Annotated in this window: 22 protein-coding genes; 11 read left to right on the top strand and 11 right to left on the bottom strand. The window is 37.2% G+C overall.

All coding sequences use genetic code 11. The features are described from left to right. Positions 1–2: 2 nt before the first annotated feature. A complete protein-coding gene (locus A3Q34_RS05395) occupies positions 3–437 on the top strand; it encodes an ATP-dependent zinc protease family protein (RefSeq protein ID WP_070374429.1) in 435 nt (144 codons plus the stop codon). 25 nt (positions 438–462) lie between these two features. Next, positions 463–1,332, top strand: coding sequence for a mechanosensitive ion channel family protein (locus tag A3Q34_RS05390; RefSeq protein ID WP_070374428.1), 870 nt, complete (start codon positions 463–465; stop codon positions 1,330–1,332). 89 nt (positions 1,333–1,421) lie between these two features. Here A3Q34_RS05390 and A3Q34_RS05385 read toward each other — a convergent pair whose 3' ends face one another. Next, positions 1,422–2,279 (bottom strand): mechanosensitive ion channel family protein, encoded by an 858-nt coding sequence (locus A3Q34_RS05385; RefSeq protein WP_070374427.1) that lies wholly within the window; start codon positions 2,277–2,279, stop codon positions 1,422–1,424. Between the two features lie 26 nt (positions 2,280–2,305). Next, a complete protein-coding gene (locus tag A3Q34_RS05380) occupies positions 2,306–2,944 on the bottom strand; it encodes an MlaC/ttg2D family ABC transporter substrate-binding protein (protein WP_083277910.1) in 639 nt (212 codons plus the stop codon). A gap of 390 nt (positions 2,945–3,334) precedes the next feature. On the opposite strand from A3Q34_RS05380, the gene A3Q34_RS05375 reads away from it, so the two are divergent. From A3Q34_RS05375 to A3Q34_RS05365, 3 genes are all read left to right on the top strand, one after another. Further along, positions 3,335–3,658 (top strand): hypothetical protein, encoded by a 324-nt coding sequence (locus A3Q34_RS05375; protein WP_070374425.1) that lies wholly within the window; start codon positions 3,335–3,337, stop codon positions 3,656–3,658. 116 nt (positions 3,659–3,774) lie between these two features. Continuing rightward, positions 3,775–3,981 carry a cold-shock protein gene (locus A3Q34_RS05370; RefSeq protein ID WP_070374424.1) on the top strand — a complete coding sequence of 69 codons (207 nt, stop codon included), beginning with the start codon at positions 3,775–3,777 and terminating at the stop codon, positions 3,979–3,981. Between the two features lie 304 nt (positions 3,982–4,285). Then, complete coding sequence (locus tag A3Q34_RS05365; protein WP_070374423.1) at positions 4,286–4,876, top strand: LysE family translocator; 591 nt, start codon at positions 4,286–4,288, stop codon at positions 4,874–4,876. A gap of 109 nt (positions 4,877–4,985) precedes the next feature. Here A3Q34_RS05365 and A3Q34_RS05360 read toward each other — a convergent pair whose 3' ends face one another. The 4 genes from A3Q34_RS05360 to A3Q34_RS05345 form a co-directional block, all read right to left on the bottom strand. Beyond that, complete coding sequence (locus A3Q34_RS05360; RefSeq protein ID WP_070374422.1) at positions 4,986–6,281, bottom strand: M24 family metallopeptidase; 1,296 nt, start codon at positions 6,279–6,281, stop codon at positions 4,986–4,988. Positions 6,282–6,404: 123 nt separating this feature from the next. Beyond that, complete coding sequence (locus A3Q34_RS05355) at positions 6,405–7,013, bottom strand: PilZ domain-containing protein (RefSeq protein WP_070374421.1); 609 nt, start codon at positions 7,011–7,013, stop codon at positions 6,405–6,407. Between the two features lie 12 nt (positions 7,014–7,025). Next, positions 7,026–7,640: a TetR/AcrR family transcriptional regulator gene (locus A3Q34_RS05350; RefSeq protein ID WP_070374420.1), complete on the bottom strand. Its 615-nt coding sequence runs from the start codon at positions 7,638–7,640 to the stop codon at positions 7,026–7,028. Between the two features lie 12 nt (positions 7,641–7,652). Further along, positions 7,653–8,879 carry a threonine/serine ThrE exporter family protein gene (locus A3Q34_RS05345; RefSeq protein ID WP_070374419.1) on the bottom strand — a complete coding sequence of 409 codons (1,227 nt, stop codon included), beginning with the start codon at positions 8,877–8,879 and terminating at the stop codon, positions 7,653–7,655. 100 nt (positions 8,880–8,979) lie between these two features. Here A3Q34_RS05345 and A3Q34_RS20390 point away from each other — a divergent pair, with 100 nt between their 5' ends. The 3 genes from A3Q34_RS20390 (at position 8,980) to A3Q34_RS05335 (ending at position 11,320) form a co-directional block, all read left to right on the top strand. Continuing rightward, positions 8,980–9,153 (top strand): hypothetical protein, encoded by a 174-nt coding sequence (locus A3Q34_RS20390; protein WP_157470829.1) that lies wholly within the window; start codon positions 8,980–8,982, stop codon positions 9,151–9,153. Positions 9,154–9,280: 127 nt separating this feature from the next. Next, the gene (locus tag A3Q34_RS05340; protein WP_070374418.1) at positions 9,281–10,051 is read left to right on the top strand and encodes a class II aldolase/adducin family protein; all 771 of its coding nucleotides are present in this window, start codon (positions 9,281–9,283) and stop codon (positions 10,049–10,051) included. Between the two features lie 84 nt (positions 10,052–10,135). After that, positions 10,136–11,320: a mandelate racemase/muconate lactonizing enzyme family protein gene (locus tag A3Q34_RS05335; RefSeq protein ID WP_070374417.1), complete on the top strand. Its 1,185-nt coding sequence runs from the start codon at positions 10,136–10,138 to the stop codon at positions 11,318–11,320. Positions 11,321–11,380: 60 nt separating this feature from the next. On the opposite strand, the gene A3Q34_RS05330 is transcribed toward A3Q34_RS05335, so the two are convergent. From A3Q34_RS05330 to A3Q34_RS05315, 4 genes are all read right to left on the bottom strand, one after another. Further along, on the bottom strand, positions 11,381–11,839 hold the full coding sequence (locus A3Q34_RS05330) for an Lrp/AsnC family transcriptional regulator (RefSeq protein WP_070374416.1): 459 nt from the start codon (positions 11,837–11,839) through the stop codon (positions 11,381–11,383). Positions 11,840–11,921: 82 nt separating this feature from the next. Next, positions 11,922–12,788 (bottom strand): amidohydrolase family protein, encoded by an 867-nt coding sequence (locus A3Q34_RS05325; protein WP_070374415.1) that lies wholly within the window; start codon positions 12,786–12,788, stop codon positions 11,922–11,924. 179 nt (positions 12,789–12,967) lie between these two features. Next, on the bottom strand, positions 12,968–13,705 hold the full coding sequence (locus A3Q34_RS05320) for an SDR family NAD(P)-dependent oxidoreductase (protein WP_070374414.1): 738 nt from the start codon (positions 13,703–13,705) through the stop codon (positions 12,968–12,970). A 33-nt stretch (positions 13,706–13,738) separates the two neighbouring features. Further along, positions 13,739–15,250, bottom strand: a complete 1,512-nt coding sequence (locus tag A3Q34_RS05315; RefSeq protein WP_070374413.1) for a dipeptidase — start codon at positions 15,248–15,250, stop codon at positions 13,739–13,741. Positions 15,251–15,498: 248 nt separating this feature from the next. Between A3Q34_RS05315 and A3Q34_RS05310 the strand changes: the two genes are divergently transcribed. After that, positions 15,499–15,981 (top strand): GNAT family N-acetyltransferase, encoded by a 483-nt coding sequence (locus tag A3Q34_RS05310; RefSeq protein WP_070374412.1) that lies wholly within the window; start codon positions 15,499–15,501, stop codon positions 15,979–15,981. Positions 15,982–16,036: 55 nt separating this feature from the next. On the opposite strand, the gene A3Q34_RS20385 is transcribed toward A3Q34_RS05310, so the two are convergent. Beyond that, positions 16,037–16,210 (bottom strand): DUF3545 family protein, encoded by a 174-nt coding sequence (locus A3Q34_RS20385; protein ID WP_157470826.1) that lies wholly within the window; start codon positions 16,208–16,210, stop codon positions 16,037–16,039. Positions 16,211–16,393: 183 nt separating this feature from the next. On the opposite strand from A3Q34_RS20385, the gene A3Q34_RS05305 reads away from it, so the two are divergent. Both A3Q34_RS05305 and A3Q34_RS05300 read left to right on the top strand, forming a co-directional pair. Beyond that, the gene (locus tag A3Q34_RS05305; protein ID WP_070374411.1) at positions 16,394–16,642 is read left to right on the top strand and encodes a hypothetical protein; all 249 of its coding nucleotides are present in this window, start codon (positions 16,394–16,396) and stop codon (positions 16,640–16,642) included. Between the two features lie 188 nt (positions 16,643–16,830). Next, the gene (locus A3Q34_RS05300; protein ID WP_070374410.1) at positions 16,831–17,169 is read left to right on the top strand and encodes a DUF1294 domain-containing protein; all 339 of its coding nucleotides are present in this window, start codon (positions 16,831–16,833) and stop codon (positions 17,167–17,169) included. Positions 17,170–17,172 lie beyond the last annotated feature (3 nt).

The following is a 17,172-nucleotide window of genomic DNA, read 5'->3' as shown; positions in this document are numbered from 1 at the left end:
GTATGAAAAAAGCGAATAAAGTTGTTATCGGGCGTTTAGAGTCAATAGCTTTGCCAGATTTAGCTATTGACGACTTACAAGTGCGAGTTGATACCGGTGCCAAAACGTCGTCGTTACATGTTGATAATATTAAGAAATTAATTGTTGATGGCGTACATAGTGTGACGTTTGATCTACACCCTGATATGCATAATGTCGATACCATGCAGAAATGTACGGCGCCGATTAGCGATATGCGTAAAGTTAAATCGTCAAATGGCACTACAGAGCAACGCTACGTTATAGAAACACCCATCGTACTTGGCGAAGAAAAGTGGTCAATCGAAATAACCTTGACGGACCGCTCTGATATGAGTTATTTAATGCTGTTAGGAAGAGAAGCTCTAGGTAAACGCTTTCTCGTTGACCCATCAAAAGTCTTTTTAGGATCAAAATAAAAAGACGGTTAAATTAAGGGATTTTATGGATTTTACACAAATAAAAGAAATCTTATCTACTAAGGTTATTACTATTGCTGATCAACCGGTAACATTGGGCGGTTTACTGTTAATTCCGCTAATTATTTACCTCGGGTTGTTACTCACTAAGTGGGGCGTAAGGTTTATAACCAAGCGTTTAACGACCAAAAAAACTGATCCAAATATTATACACTTATTGCAGCGGGTTTTTTATGTGATTGCGATAGTTATATTGTTGATCACCACCTTAGATTTGATTAATGTGCCGATCACCGCTTTTGCCTTTTTATCGGGTGCAATCGCGATTGGTTTTGGTTTTGGTGCGCAAAACATTATTAACAACTTTATCAGTGGTTGGATTTTAATGTGGGAACGACCTATTAAAATTGGTGACTTTTTAGAAGTTGAAAATGCCAAAGGTGTTGTCGAAGAAATTAATACCCGTTCAACGCGTATTAGACGTGTTGATGGTGTTCATCTACTTATTCCTAACAGTAAACTACTTGAAAATACGGTAGTGAATTGGACGCTTCGAGACAGTTTAGTGAGAACAAGTGTTTCTGTTGGGGTTGCTTATGGTACTCGGGCTAGAAAAGTAGCGGATCTTATTTTAGAAGCGACACTGGCACAAAAAGAAGTATTGACCACGCCAATGCCCGTTGTTGTTTTTGAAGACTTTGGTGATAATTCATTAGTGTTTTATGTAAATTTTTGGATAAACTCAACTGGAGAAACGGCTTTAAGAGTGACTAGAAGTAATATTCGATTTCGACTAGAGGAGTTGTTTGATGAGAATAATATTGTTGTTGCTTTTCCGCAACGCGATGTGCACCTCGATGGCACGCTTACTTTATTGAATAACGACAAACAATAATTTAATTTGTCAAAGTGTTAGCGTTAAAAAAAGTCACTCAGTTAAGAAATATACCGTGATTGAGTGACTTGATAATGAGTGATATTGCATTAGTTTGATAAAATTGACGAAGACATCTTTTGCTTAAACCACAATGTCATAAAATCAGCAGTTAACTTCTGCTCTATTTCTAATGCTATCTCTGTTGGGCAAAATATAGTAAAAAATATTTGCGTATCACCAAACTCAGAAGTTGCTACTTGAATATGTGGCTCTGGGCCTGCGATGTGAACCTCTAAACGATTTTCAATCAGTTGGTTATAGCGGATTGCAACTTCTTTAAAGTCACTACAATATAAACTTGCTCTAGTATACAACTCATCAATAAACTCGAAGGGATTAACACTATCATCTCTGACAATGGTAAAATGATGCATTGCATATCGTTTTAAAAAGTTAAGGTTTTTAATAACCGAAGTAATTAGCTGGCTATTGGGTAGGTATAGCGTTTTACCTGTGTATTGATAATCATCTATATTTACCTCTAACAGTGTTAGTTTTGCCCAGTCTGTTGAATGCACTTCGCCGTAATGATTGCCGACTTGTACCCAGTCACCAATACGAAATGGTCGACTTGACAGGATATAAACAAAACCAATAAAACATTGAATAAACTCTCTGGTTGCTAAAACAATTGCTACAATAAAAGCAGCAATCGAAAAAGCAAACTTTTGAATTTCTTCAGACCAAATATTAAAAACCATCACGATTATTAATACCGTAAATATATTATTGACTACATTGATTTGTAATCTTTTATCTTGTTTTGATTTTCGTTTTATTCTTCTGACAATGAGATATTTAATCATATAAAAAAGAAAAATAAACAATAGCGCAATAACAAATTTATTATTAGCGAGTACTGCTGAAAGTGCTTTGAAATTATTAGTATGATTAAGCCATTCCATTAGAACGATTGTACCTACCTTTATTTTTATGAAGACGTGAGACTTCTTTGATTAATACTTTTTAGATGTAACAACGTACCTTCGATACCTAACTTACTGAAACTTGAGTTTATTTCTTTTTGCTTTGCATCTAATAAACTAATACCTTCAATGATAATATCAAAAAACTGCCAAGTGCCGTCTTTCGATATCAGTAACTTTACTACCGCTTTGTTGACTTTATTTTCACCGGTAATCGTTATATTGACCATCGACATTTTACCACTTTTTGATAATGACCCTGTACCTATAGTCATTGATTCACCACTATATTTACTTAATAAGTTGGTATAAGTATTTATTAATTGATTTGATAGCTCAGTAACAAACTCAGTCCTAAGTTCGGCAGATAGTTTGGGCAAATTTTGATTAATAACTTTATAACTAAAATATTGAATATCTACCTCTGGCAAAAGATATTGGGTTAATACACTTCTGATATTGCTTTTAGTGAATTGATTGTTACTTTTTAAAATTAATAAAGCCGATTCTATTTGACCAAAAACGGCCTTAGTCTTCATCTCTGGGGTATCTGTTGTCGCTACCGCTAAAGAGGAAATACAAATACTTAGCAACAAAAAAATGACAAGATATAGATTTACGTTATTTTTGTATGATTTTTTCATTTATATTGTGGTTAGTTATATAATAATTATACAGATTATAGACTTACAAGAGAAACAATCAAGCGTAATAAATCACAGCTTTTAATCAAAAAAAGTGATTGAACTCAGAATTTTAAATAATATAATCTCGTTGTAGCAAAGTTGTGGTGAACATTCAATATGCGGCAGTAGCGGTTTTATCGACCAATAAGATGGGATTCATTAAGTTATATTATTAAAAAAGTAACAATAATTCATCATTGCTCTTAGCTATTAAAATAGAGACTGTTTACTCAGAGGCATTCACTGTATAATAATTTTTTAAGTAGGCTAGTTATACTGACTTGCTTCTCCTGTAAAATGATAGCCTGTTGGCATTGTCAGATAATATTATAAGAGCTAAATAATTTAATGAAACCATATTCAGATATTGCCGAGTTAATAGAAATGTTAGGATCGGAAATAACATTACTTACCAATACCATTGCTACTTTAAAGCAAGAACCACAAAGCTTTAATGAACAAATTATTTTTAAGTATATTGATACGGGTAGTACAGGTAAAACAAAAGATTTTGTAAGATCATTAGGCGTAAAAGCTGAGCGTGGCTCATTCTTTTCATCTGGTGATGTGAGTAAACTAATAAAAGATGGTGCTGATGATGTTTCACCTGAATTACTTGATATAGCTCGAAAAGTAGTCAATATGAAAAAGAAAGGTGGCGCGCACCGTTAATTATAAATACAGTCTATAATGTTAAATATAGTTTGTATTAATGAGATTCAAATCCTGACTTGTAATGGTGATAGCAAGTTAGGTTTATATTTTTCACCAATGATAAAGAGAGTGTTATGAGTAAAGGTATAGTTAAGTGGTTTAATGCGGATAAAGGTTTCGGATTTATTACTCCAGAAGACGGCAGTAAAGATTTGTTTGTTCATCATTCAGAAATCCAATCTGGCGGTGAATACGCTACATTGGCTGACGGCCAAGCTGTTGAGTTTGAAGTTGGACAAGGACAAAAAGGTCCATGTGCAAATAAAGTTGTTGCTATCTAAGCAATAATATATAACAAATGGGTAAGATGGGAGGGCTATGTTCACCCACTTACCTATGCGTTATAGATGTTTTCTTCGCGTTATCCCCATGTAAAAATGATACATTTACCCAACTTTCTTTGATCTTTGGTACTACCAAGGGTTAAGTCATCGAGCCTCTGCATTTAGTATTTAAGACTTCTATTTTGATAATAAGCGCCCTTAGCTGATTTTCCAGTATAACTTTGTGATATAACATCTGAGCATTTAAGTGAAAATAGCTTGAAATTTACCTGCCTCTCACACAATTAAGAGCAAAATAACAATGAATTTAGACATACTATCAGCCTTAACTATTTTTGCCTTTGTGTCTTCAATAACACCAGGCCCAAATAACTTGATGTTAATGAATTCTGGTGCAAATTATGGTTTCAAAAAAACGACCCCTCACTTATTAGGAGTTGGCATTGGTTTTACACTGATGATTGCTTTAGTTGGGCTAGGTGTTATTCAATTATTTGATCGTTTCCCGGTGAGTTATCAAATACTAAAAGTGGTCAGCATTGTTTATTTACTCTATTTAGCATTCAAAATAGCTAGCTCTACCAGTAATATCGAACAACAAACGTCAAATCATAAACCTTTTAGCTTTATTCAAGCTGTTTTATTTCAATGGGTTAACCCAAAAGCTTGGACAATGGCGCTAACGTCAATAAGCCTTTATGCTCCATCAAAGAGTTTTACCTCGGTATTGTTAGTGGCGATTGTCTTTGGGCTAATCAATTTACCCTGCATCAGTTCTTGGGTTGTTTTAGGGCAAAAAATACAAGTGTTGTTAACTAACCAAAAACGCTTGAGAGTTTTTAATATTACCATGGCACTTTTATTGGTTATTTCATTGTATCCTGCGTTATAAAAACGGCAGGAGTAAGGAAGATCCGTTACTCCTTTTTTTAGGATAAAGTGAAGCCACTGTTATTGATGAGTCTTCTGAAGACAGCCTACTGTAGATTATAAATAGTGCGTTAAGTGAACTTAGCAAGCTTGCCTAACGGAGAATCTAGCGAGTCTGGGGGAATAGTAAACCACTGTGGGCCTTTATCGGTCATGTAAATACAGTCTTCAAGTCTGACACCAAATTCGCCAGGTATATAAATGCCAGGCTCATTAGAAAAACACATACCAGCCGTTAACTTTTCTTGTTCACCATGAACAAAATTAACGCTTTCATGACCTTCCATACCTATGCCATGGCCAGTTCTGTGCGACAAGCCCGGTAATTTATAATCAGGACCAAATCCTTGTGCTTGATAGTATTTTCGTACCGCATCGTCAACAGTACCTGCAGCATTACCTATTTGCGCTTGCTCAAAGGCTATTTTTTGGCCGGTACGTACCGTTTGCCAAACATCACGTTGACGCTTTGTTGGCTCACCGACCACAAAGGTTCGGCTAATATCTGACTGATAACCATGAACATTACAGCCACAGTCCATTAATACAATTGAACCTTCTTTAATTAGATGCTTCTTTTTACTGCCATGAGGGAAAGCACTTGCTTGATCTATTAAGGCCATATTCCACGCGCCTTTTCCTCCTAACGTCGCTTGTGCATTGCTCATCAAGCTCTTAACCTGTGCAGAAGTCATACCCACTTCTAACTTTGAATATACTTCGCTATAGGCTAATAGTGTTACTTCATTTGCTTTATGCATCAATTGCAATTCATGATGACTTTTAAACATGCGACAACCACGAGTAACGGGTTCAGCGCTGACATGTTGAAGAGTTGATAATAAACTCATTACACCGTGTTGAACAAAATAACGTACCGAGTTTTCAAAGCCAATCGTCCCTTTGGTAAGGCTAATACCTCGGTCTGCTAGTATTTGTTTGATACGCTCGAACGGGCTTTCATGTTCTTGCCAAACACGAATATCGCCATCAATAGCTAAACTTTCTTGAATACTAGGCTCTTCAAAAAAGGGACAAACTACCGCTACTTTACCTTGTTGAGGGATCACTAAAGCGGTTAAGCGTTCGCTGCGCCACCACTGAATCCCAGAGAAATAATCCATGGCAGCACCTGGCTCAATAATAAGCGCAGAAATATTCATTTGTTGCATTAATTGCTGAGCTTTTATTATTCGAGCTTCACGCTCTGCAGAAGTAATGCCAGCAATATCTTTGGTGATGTCCTTTAGTACTTGGCTATTTGACTGACTTTCTTTCGTTGATGAGGCAAATGCTGAAGTTGATACGGATAACGCAGCAATGCTTGCACCACCCGCTTTTAAAAAAGATCTTTTATTCATGTTCATAACTATCTTCCTGAAATTATATGGTGATCACGCTAACGGTTTTTGACTTGCTCAACAAGGAATAGGCGCTAAAGTGTGCTTTATATCAGCTAGACTTAACGCAGAAATACTTTACACGTTATATTACTTTTCTTTTGCTGATAGCTCATTGCGCTGTTGCGCTAAAACCTGCAACTGTTTTGATTGCTGATGAAGACTACAACGTACTAATATTTCTCGGTCTTCTTCTCTAATATGATGATAAATAACTTTGTAGCTAGTGAGTTCATCGCTTGTAGTTGTTGCTGAAATTATTTCCCCACAACAGTAAATTGCACAATTATCATCAAGGAGAAATATTTTCAAGGTAATAAATTGGCCAGTATCAAAAAGATTTTTACTGGTAAAAATAACGCCGCCACCACCAAAATGAGTGCCTTGGTAACGTTGCATTTCGTTGTCTTGCTCACTCAAAATATAACTAACCAATAAGTCTATTTTTTTAGCTTGATGATGTAAATAATCAACTAATTGTCCCGCAACGCTACCAAGGGTTTGCAGTGGGCGCAATGCAGCTTGGTCAAGGGTGACTATTTCAGAGGCCATTTTAAACGGCATCGGCATGGTGTTCATAAAACATTGATAACTTGGCGCTGTATCGGTTTCAATGATAGTTGCATTGACATTGAAAGGATAACTAATAGAAAAAAACTGGTCAAACTGAGCGGTTTTATTGTTATTGTCTTCAGACATGCCTAACCCTTATTATAATTTTTGTTGGTGAATAAAAACCTTGACGACACATTCACACATTTCATCAATATGGCTGGTATCAAGGTAAATTCCATCAATGAGTAAACGCACAATACCGTGCAATGTTCCCCAAGTTACTTGTGCTAAACGTAAGCTATTTTCGTCTTCAATCAATAAGCCTTGTTGCTGCCAAGTTTTGGTCATTTCTAGTTGGTAATTAAAACTAGGATAAGCGATATCACGCAAAGCTTGATCGCTATTGTTTTTTTTCCAAATTGTTTTACCAAACATTAATTCGTAAATTGAAGCATTTTCGGTAGCAAATGTTATGTACTGATGAACAAACTGACGAAATTTTTCTTCCCCTGAAAGTTCATTATCGTCAAATATGGCATTAGAAATACTTGTCCATTGAATAAACCCCAGTGCAGCTATCGCACAAAGTAAATCATTTTTATTTTTGAAGTGGTGATAGGTTGCTGTACGAGAAACACCAATACGCTCAGCAAGTTTACGTAATGACAGTCCTTCAATTCCTGCCTCTTCAATCATCTCGGCGCCCGTTTCAACGAGTGAACTGCGTAAGTCGCCATGGTGATATGCTGTTTTTTTGTTAACTGGTTTCATTAGCGTTCTTTATTACAACGTTTTACGAGAAGGTAAGGCAACATTTGAAAAAACAAGGCCAGCGACAAGCGACATAAAAATTAGGAATGCCTCAGAACCAATATTATTGGTATTTAACATATTCACTCCAGATACCGCACTGTTTAAGCCGATATAAACTTTACTTCCAGGCACCAGCACGACTAAACCTAATAGCTTAACAATGCTTGAAGGTAATCTCATTATGCGTGAGAATAAATTAGCATACATGCCTAAAACAAAGGCACCAACGAAAGCGCCAAGCGCTGGGCCTAAGTAAGCGGCACCAATAATGCTAGCACCAAAAGCAACATAGCCAGAAATAATTCCCCATGGAGCATCTTTTTTACGAACGCGAAATAATATAACTAAGCTTATAGATAAAGTGGTCACTGCCGCCCATGCTGTCCAAACAGGCATGCTAGCGGGGGTAACATATAACACTTCGCCCCAAAATAACTTTCCTAACGCCATGCCTAATACCGCGCCAAAATAAAGCTTAAATAGCATCATTACCGCGTCCATAATACGCGCAGTACCCGACATCAGATGTCGAGCGGCTAACTCAGCTAAGCCTAGCGTTAATGCTAAGCCGGGTATAAAAGCAATGATGGCTGAAAGAATAACCAAGGGCATATTAATACTTGGGTCAATTAGCGTAATGGCCGAGGCCAGTAGGGCGGTGGTAATGGCTGCAATTGGTTCTAAAGTTTCGGTAACTCGGCGTGAGTATTCGGCCCAAAAGGTAAATAAGCAAACAACAAAGCCTAATAATACCGACCAAAATACATCATTCCAGCTGGTGTGCATTAGCATCGAAAAAGCACCACTTGAAGCACCAAACGCTAAAAAGGTAAGAAAACGACCGTAAGGGTTGGGTTTATTAGCGATATCATCAAGTCGTTCAATGGCCTCAGATAACGTGCGTTGACCCGAACTTAATTCATCAACTAGTTCATCTGTTCGTGCCAGTGAACCTAAATCAAGATCACCTGGCTTTACTCGAATAACATGATTATATTGTTGGTTCTCTTCATCTTCAGATAAGACAAAAGTCAGAGCTGTTGGTGTGATGATAAAACATGCTTTTAATTCGAGAAATGTCGAAACATCTTGAAGATGTGCTTCAAGACGATAAGCAGGCGTGCCAAACTTATGCAAAGCTTTGCCTAATCTTATAATAAAGCGTCGTTTCTCAGCAAAGTTATCAGGTGCAGTCATATTGTTGTTTACATATTTTTGCTTGTTATCTTGCTATGGTAATTGAATAATTGGCTAATGCAATGTGCAATTGGTTTAGAGATTAATAATAGGAGAAATAATGACTTTAATCATGATTTTATTAGCTGTTTTTGCCGGTATTGCCTTGATGGTTATTTTAGGTGAGCGTTTTGGTAAACCTATGGGCGAAGAAGAGCAAGCGAAGTATTCAAAAATCATTCCTATTTTGGTGTTTGTTTTACTCATTGGTAGTTTAATTAAGATGTTTATTTAATTGATACCAATTTGCTTAACTTAGCTGAATTTTATCTAGCTTTTAATTGTAATTTATTACACTAGCGGTTTGATTTGTATTATCGATGATTTAAAATTATAGAATAATAATTCTTTAAAGGACTTTAATGTTAACTATCCCACAGATTAACTTAAAAAATAAAGTGTCAGCACAAGAGTGGCAAACTCGCATCGATTTAGCGGCTTGTTATCGTCTTATCGCTATGCATGGCTGGGATGATTTAATTTACACTCATATCTCAGCACGCATACCTGATTCTGAGCATTTACTCATTAATGCTTTCGGTTTAGCTTTTGATGAAATTACCGCGTCGAATCTGGTTAAAATAGATATAGCAGGTAATATTATTGACCCCGCATGTCCTTTTGAAATTAACCCTGCAGGTTTTACTATACATAGCGCTGTCCATGAAGCTCGCCATGACGCGCAATGTGTCTTGCATTTACACACTAATGAAACCATTGCGGTGGCGAGTTTACAAGAAGGTTTATTGCCGTTAAGTCAATATGCTATGTTCGCACTGGCTTCTCTTAGCTACCATGATTATGAAGGTTTAGCGGTAAATGCTGACGAAAAACTTCGCTTACAAAATAACTTGGGCTCGGCAAACTTTATGCTATTAAGAAACCATGGTGGTTTGACTTTAGGTGAAACTATTGGCGATGCTTTTATGCACATGTATGATTTAACACGTGCTTGTCAAGTGCAACTACAAGTAATGTCAACCGGTATGGCAACCATTTTAGTCGATCAAAGCATTGTCGATGGTATAAAAGCGCAAGCAAATATTGTTCATACGGGCAGTACCGGCGGTCAAAAGGCTTGGCCGGCGATGGTCAGGAAAGTCTATCGCGCTGATCCTAGCTTTGCGACCTAATAATAAAGTTGTCTTTACACCTCGTTATGCCGCTATTGAAATAAGTTCTCTGCGACAAACACTCACATATTTAGAGAAGATAAAATGAAAGTTACTCACGTAGAAATTTTTGATATTGAATGTCCAGATCGCGCCGGTTGGAATCCTGTTTTTATTCGTGTTCATACCGATGAAGGTATCTCTGGGGTTGGCGAAGCCGGTCTTGCTTACGATTGGGGGCATAGTGCTGCAGCGGCGATGATTAAAGAAATTACCGAAGCGGTTTTAATTGGTTTTGACCCTTTTAGAACCGAATTGTTATGGTCTCGAATGCTGCGCGAAAGCTTTTGGGGATTAGGTGGTGGACCGGTGCTTTATTCTGCCATGAGTGCTATTGATACCGCACTTTGGGATATAAAGGGTAAAGCATTAGGTGTGCCTGTCTATCAACTGCTTGGCGGCAAAGTTAATGATAAATTACGTACCTACGCTAGCCAATTACAGTTTGATTGGGACGTTGAAGTTAAGAAGTTATTTTTACCAGAAGAATATGCTGAAGCTGCACTAAAAGCGGTGGCTGAAGGTTACGACGCGGTAAAAGTAGACCCTATTGTTTATAATGCTGATGGCACATCATCATTCGATCGCACTAAATTATTTACCAAGCCGCAGATGCGTTTATTTGGAGACCGATTACGTGCTATTCGTGATGCCGTCGGTGAAGATGTTGATATTATTTTCGAATCGCATTCATTAATGGGCGCAGCTTCTGCGATTCAAATGGGCGAAATTGTTGAAGAAGTTGGCTGTATGATGTACGAAGAGCCGGTTAATTATTTAAACGCGAAAGTGCATAAAAAAGTGGCTGAACGGGTTAATGTCCCCATTGCTGGTGGTGAACGTTTATATCATCGTTGGGATGTACGTCAGTATTTTGAAGATCAAAGTATTGATGTGCTTCAACCCGATGTGGGTTTATGTGGTGGTTTTACCGAGTCTAAAAAAGTCTGTGACTATGCTGATGTTTATGATATTCGTATCCAAGCCCATGTTTGTGGCGGCCCAGTAGCAACAGCAGCGTCTTTGCATTTAGAAACGGCAATTCCTAACTTTTTAATCCATGAGCATCATACTTATGCGACTAAGCATTGGAATCGTGAATTGTGTTTGCAAGACCCACAACCGATAAATGGCTTTTTCCAAGTGACAGAAGTACCTGGTTTAGGCATTGAATTAAATGACGAAGTCGTGAATCGCTCACCGCATGTTACGGTTAATTCATTAAAGTAATCAGCTTCAATATCTAAAGGTAAAAAAGGATGGCTAATCGCTATCCTTTTTTACCACGCGTTACATATAATCAACCGGTAGTGCGGTCGTATATTTAATTTCTTCCATTGCAAAGCTTGAGCTAATATCGGAAAAGCTGGCTTGGCCGATGAGTTTTTTATAAAAAGCATCGTAGGCTTTCATATCAGAAACAACGACACGTAGTAAATAGTCAACTTCGCCACTCATTCGATAAAACTCAGTAATTTCTGGAAACTCTTTTGAATTGATACTGAAATCATCAAGCCAATCAGGATTATGTTGGTTGGTTTTAATCATCACAAAAACGGTTAAGCCAACATTTAACTTTTCAGGATCGGCCAAGGCAACCCGACCTTTAATCACACCATTTTTCTCCATGGTTTGAATACGTCGCCAACATGGGGTTGTTGAAAGTCCCACTTGAGCGGCAACCTCACTGACTGGTTGCGTACAGTCATTTTGTAATATTTTAAGAATTTTTCTGTCGAAGTTATCCATTAATTCACCATGAAAGTGCGAAGTAATGAAATAGTATTTTATCTAAGGTCTTATGGGTAGATTTTTTTTCTTAATTTATCGCTTAAATAGGGATTTGGTAGATACGTATGGCATTTTTATAACATAATAATTCAAGTTCAGTTGTTGATAATGGTTGGTTTTCGAAATGGATTATCCAGTTTTTTTGATAGCTACTTTTAAATAAACACAAAGGAAAATTACTGGCTAGCATGGTTTTATCTAAACCAAAGGTGGCTAAACAATGTTTGATGACATGCTGTTTCCACGGTTCACTATATTGGCGATTAACCATTTCAAACCCCGAGCATTTAATGGCAACATTTTCATAACCACTTAGTGCTTGTATGCCACTTTGCCAATTTTGCCATTGTTTACTGTCAATATCTTCGGGTGGCCAACCGGCATGATTAATGACTAATTTTAGTGTCGGCAGTTCAGTGATAACTGCTATTAATTGCTCGGTCGCTTCCACATCAGTTAATGGCATTTGGCACTCAAAAATCAACTGCTGCTGGGCAAGTAGGGCTAAGTTTTCCTTAACGTGCGGATTTGATAAATATGTGCAGGCATTTTCATCTAGAATGTCACGAACACCGACTACGGACTCAAATTTATCAAGCTTATCTAGTATTTGTTGAAACTCGCTTGTTGGTAAAAGTAAATTAACGCCAGCAATAGCTCTAAAGGGTAGGGAACAGCTATCTTCTAACCAAGCAATTTCTCGCCAAGGCTGTTGATTATCAAATCCGGCTTCGATGTGAACAAAACCCGCAAGTTGCAGAGGAACAGATAAAGCTAAGTCCTTTTCTGTGAAACTTTGTCTAATGGTTTTTTTATCCGACCAGTAAGGTGGGCTATCAGCTTTTAACCACTGATAGTCGCCTTGTTCAAGGTTAAATAAATGCAAGTGAGGATCAATTATTTTCATATTACTCTATGTTCATTAACGCCTGAATGGAAATGTATCATTGAAAACACCCTGCTGAATTTTCCTACAGAGAAGTTGCTACTTAGTTGTTATTACCGACAAAAAAAGGAGATCTCAATTTCTATTATTCTCTTTGTACTGTCGTTAAACGCTAATTGTTGTTATACCTACCAAGAGAATTATTGCGCAGTATAGCCACCATCAATTACTTGTAAACTACCCGTGATAAACTTAGCTTTATCTGATGCTAAAAAATAAACTAACTCAGCGACTTCTTGGGGTTGACCTAAACGACCTAACGGTTGTAAAGCGGCTTCTTCAGCGTGAACCTCTGCTTTGTTGGCGCCAGAGCGTTGACAATAATTATCAATCGCTTGATGATACAAAGGGGTCTCTATTGTGCCGGGGCACACAGCATTGGCACGAATGTTAAAGCTAGCGTAATCAAGCGCGGTGGTTTTTGCTATCGAAGCGAGCGCGACTTTACTAATGTTATAGGCAAATGAATTTTGCTTGGCAATTAATGCTTGGTCAGATGCCATTAAGATAATAGCGCCATTTTTATTGGCTTTCATATGGGGGAGTACCGCTTTTATCGCGGCATACGCGCCCTTAACATTAATGTTAAGGACTTTATCTAAATCAGCGGCTGACGTGTTCTCAATATTTCCTGAAAAGTGAATGCCAGCATTCGAGACTAAAACATCAATAGTCGCTGTTTTAGCTATATTACTGATAATACTTTGCACTTGCTCAACATTAGTGACATCACAGTTAAGATCAGCACCGCGCAGTGTGGCAAGGTTGCTTGGTTGTAAGTCTAAATTAAAAACCTGATAGCCTTTATCCGTAAATAATTGCACTATGCTTAGACCAATACCTGAACTTCCACCGGTAACAATACATGTTTTTTTCATAACCTCTCCTGTTCTTTAGTGCTGCACTACTCGTTACTGTGTTTTGGCTGCAGCCATTTCAACTAAAGCGGCGGTGTACATTTTTAAATTTAAAACGAACTGTTTCATGGTAATAAATTCATGCTCAGAATGGCCGGTATAATTAGCATTTGGCATTGATGGCCCAAAGCTTACTGCATTTGGAAATAAGCGTGAATTTGTGCCGCCACCGATAGCAATAGGCTTAGCGTCCTTTATACCGGTAAAGTGTGAAAATACAGCCAGTAATGTGCCAATATGTGGTGCATCGTTTTGAATAAAAGGGTCACCAATATAATGTTCAAGCTCGGTAATGTCAGCCATATTTGTTAGCTTCCAAGTCGCGATGACGTGATTAATTTCTTCCGTTAGCTGTTGCGCTGATTTACCACGCGGACGACGAATATTAATATTCAATTCAATATTATTTTTTAATTGCTTAATAACCGTGGGTGAAACCGTCATAGGTCCCATAAAGTCATCACTGTAGGCTATGTTACCAAACTTTTTCCCTTCTAAACCTAAACCAATATTGTCATTAATAAAGTTAACTAATGTACCCGCACCATTGCTAGGCCAGCGAGTTTGCGATAATAAACCCGCTAAAAATGGAATGGCATTTAGGCCTTCTTCTGGTTTTGATGAATGAGCTGATTTTCCTAGTGCAGTAATCGTTAAGGTGTTTCCTTTTAATTCTAAATCAAAACTAACACCTTGGTATTCTCTTGCCTTATCCATCAGTTGTTGCAGTAAACTAAGGTCCGCATTTTCAATCACCGCTTTAGCATCTTCAGGTATTTGACTACCAAAAAAACCACCACTAAATTCACTGAGGTAAGCATCTAAACCGGTATATTTATTTTTATTAAAGGCTATTTTTATTGTCCCGTAGCCTTTTTCAGCGGTAACAACAGGGTATTCAGCGTCAATGGTAATATTGATTTGTGGCAATGTATGGGTCTTAATATAAGCTTCTAATGGACCCCAGTCTGATTCCTCTGCCATGTAAACATACAATTCAATACGCTTGTCGAGCGTTATATTTTTGTCTTTAATGGCTTTCATTGCAAAGAGCGCGGTTGATATTGGCCCTTTATCATCTTCGGTACCGCGAGCAATAAGTTTGCCGGGCTCTGAAGTTGTATCAAGTTCAAACGGAGATTTTTGCCATTTTTTGGGGTTTACTGGTTGTACGTCACCGTGGGTAATTATTCCTAAGCGCTCTGTGCTTTCGCCTAAGCCAATAACAACAACATAACCGTCGTCGGTATAATCAAAGCCTAAATCTTCAGCTTGTTTTTTTAACTCGGCTTTAAAAGCTATATGTTCAGGGTTGTCATTAGCCGAAACACCATCAATTGCTAAGGTATTGTATTTTACTAACTCGGCTAAGCTAGCAACCATAGATTTTTGATAGGTTTGCACGGCGTAATCGGCGGTTAACTTTGCTGTCGAGCTGACCTCTGCTGAAAATACCGGTAAAGTGATAAAGGTGAATAAGGCGAGTGAAGCTATTTTATTGAACACAGACTTTCCTTTTTTAATGGCGATAACTCATTTGTTATATTGTATCGATAAAGTGATTTACTAAACAGAGACAAACTTTAAAAAGTTTACCAGAAGTGTTTAATTATCTTTTAATCTCTTACTTAGAGCTAATTTTTGATATTAGTTCAACCTTGTTGTTTATTTATATGGCATTGCAGAGCAGGTGTTTAAATATCTTGGTACTGGTATGCTATGGAAAAAATTAATGAAGAAAATAAGGAAGTAAAATGTCTGAGATAACGATACGTGAAGCAAGCATAGATGATGCCGAGCTTTTATTCACTTTTATTAAAGAACTCGCTATTTATGAAAAAGCTGAACATGAAGTGTACGCAACAGTTGAAACCATAAAAGGCAGTATGTTTAGTACAAATACACAAGTACACGGCTTAATTTGTGAACTCGATGGTGTAGCTATTGGTATGGCGATTTATTTTTATAATTATTCAACGTGGTTAGCAAAGTCAGGTTTATACCTTGAAGATTTATACGTAACGCCAGAGCATAGAGGGAAAGGAGCGGGTTTAAAATTATTAAAAAACATGGCAAAAACCGCTATTGATAATGATTGTGCACGTTTTGAATGGAGCTGTTTAGATTGGAATAAGCCCTCACGTGACTTTTATCAAGCGATAGGTGCTGTGTCTCAAGATGAATGGGTAGGTTACCGTATGACTGGCAAAACGTTGGTTGATTTTGCCCAATCATAACGGATTAAATTATACAGAGTTTGGAGTAATGTCTACTTACTCCAAACGCTAATGATTAAGACGAGTAATCTTGTAAATCATGAAGCTCTTGGCGTAATCGTTTTCTATCTTTATACGTTTCAATTTCTCGCCACTTTCTTTTTCGTGAGCGCGATTCTTTTTGATCCGTGAGTAAACCGTCGAAAAGGCTAAATATTTCATCATATTCATCAAAGTTATTATGTTCCATGAGTATCCCTTATTGAGCTTTATTTAGTTAACGTGAGGCACTTTACAAGTTGAATATGACTTTTTTCTTACTAAATTGTGACAATTAAAATACCTTTAGCTTTATCGATGTTGAGCAAAAAAATAAAGCTTGGCTATACTTGTTTTTATAGTGTTTTTATAGTGTTTTTTTAAAGAGTTAGCGATGACAAAAAGTAGTGATATAGAAATAATTTCTCAAGCAGAATTAGACAACCTATTACGTATTAATGAGTTTATAGAGCAAGTCGATGAGAATTCGTTAGTCAGTGAACTAAAACTCGCCATATTAGACTCGGGTAAATTAGAATTAACGCAATGGGAAAGCTTGCGGGATCATATTCGAGAAATAGAGGAGCTTATTCCTCATATCGACTTGATTATTAAACTCAAGAAAGAACGCCCATCTAGTTGATTTTAAAAACTTATCGTCAATTGATATTTAACAAGTAAGAAAGTGAATCAAAACCGACTATTGTTAAATAATCGGTTTTTTTAATTTTATCTTCAACCAGTATATCGATGAACTCTTATCGATAAACTATGGTAACCACCGCGAATGACTAGCGTTGTGCTTACAAGTATATTGTGCGAGCTATAAATATGTTTTCAAAAAGTGTCGTTGTTTTATTTTTAATGGCTCTTGGTCTGCTCTTTATGATGCAAGAAATAGCGTTATGGGTGCTAGTGAGTTACTTGATCTTAAGTTTACTAACATTTGTACTTTATGGCATCGACAAAAGAAATGCGATAAAAGAGCGATGGCGCATCTCAGAAAAAACACTACAGGTCTTTGCGCTACTTGGCGGATGGCCAGGAGCTCTATTAGCTCAACAAGCTTTTCGACATAAAACCCAAAAACGGTCTTTTATTTTTGTGCTCTGGCTCGCTATTTTTATTAATGTTGTGGCTTTGGGGTATTCTCGGTATCTGGGGTTGTAAAAA

The organism is Colwellia sp. PAMC 20917 (assembly GCF_001767295.1).
Lineage (GTDB): Bacteria > Pseudomonadota > Gammaproteobacteria > Enterobacterales > Alteromonadaceae > Colwellia_A.
Note: the sequence above shows the minus strand (reverse complement) of the source record. Positions and strands in the feature narration are given on the sequence as shown.